Source organism: Pedobacter agri PB92, from assembly GCF_000258495.1.
In the GTDB taxonomy this organism is placed as follows: domain Bacteria; phylum Bacteroidota; class Bacteroidia; order Sphingobacteriales; family Sphingobacteriaceae; genus Pedobacter; species Pedobacter agri.
Map to the genome: position 1 here is coordinate 1 of NZ_AJLG01000342.1, position 884 is coordinate 884.

Sequence of the window (884 nt, forward strand, 5' to 3'; positions counted from 1 at the left end):
ACGTACACACTAGTAAAAGGTCTTAGCGAGTGGTTAAACTATCCAAAATTTTCATTCCTATTTTCGTCATTGCGAGGCACGAAGCAATCTTAATGCTTAGATCAATAGCGATGGTTGTTGGATTGCTTCGTACCTCGCAATGACGACCGCCAAGATTAGCGCTTATATAAAGATTAATAAAACAAAAAAAGTCTTAGCAGTATGCTAAGACTATATAACAAAATTTCTTTTTAATATCCGAAACCTTACTTACAAGGCACTTCTACAAAAGTAAATTTCCCTGCTTCGTAATTTATGGGTTTACCTTTAACAAAATAAGAACGCCCTAAAGTGGTTTCAATTTGAGCTACCCCCATGATCAACTTTCCATCCTTTTTTAAAAAGGCTAGCGGATTGGTAAATGCCTTTGTAGTATCGCTACCTGTGTTGAAACGGTAATCAACTAATAGTGTATCACCATGAAACTTACCGTTTATTTTTCCGTTATTCTGAGGTTTTTCACCGTATTTTATTAATAACGAACCAGTAACTTTACCAGAAGACATTGTTTTTAAAATCATTGCAGCACTATCCTTTTCGAAAGAGGAGGCATAACACGTTTCATTGATCAGCGAATCGGCTTTTGCAGAATCAGCTTTTTGATCTGATGAACCGCAGGCAAAAACAAATGGGATCGCACTAAATAGCAGGTAAATAATTTTATTCTTCATCTTTTAATTTTTAAGATTAACACTTATCTAAATATAAAAAGATGATGAAATGTTTTTCGCATTTCCATAATAGAAATAGATTACATTAAAATATTATTTTCTGGCGTAAGGGCTGGTGGTAAATTAGTTTCATCTAACATATCCCTCATATCAATTTCCATTGTTCTGGAAATA

1 protein-coding gene is annotated in these 884 nt (G+C 33.8%); it reads right to left on the reverse strand.

Features of this window, described 5'->3' with window-relative positions:
• Nucleotides 1–245 precede the first annotated feature (245 nt).
• Nucleotides 246–710: a hypothetical protein gene (locus ON09_RS23790; protein WP_010603573.1), complete on the reverse strand. Its 465-nt coding sequence runs from the start codon at nucleotides 708–710 to the stop codon at nucleotides 246–248.
• Between the last annotated feature and the right edge of the window lie 174 nt (nucleotides 711–884).

What these genes read in the sequence shown, in the direction of transcription:
- ON09_RS23790 (WP_010603573.1), bottom strand. Translation starts at nt 710, where the DNA reads ATGAAGAATAAAATTATTTACCTGCTATTTAGTGCGATCCCATTTGTT.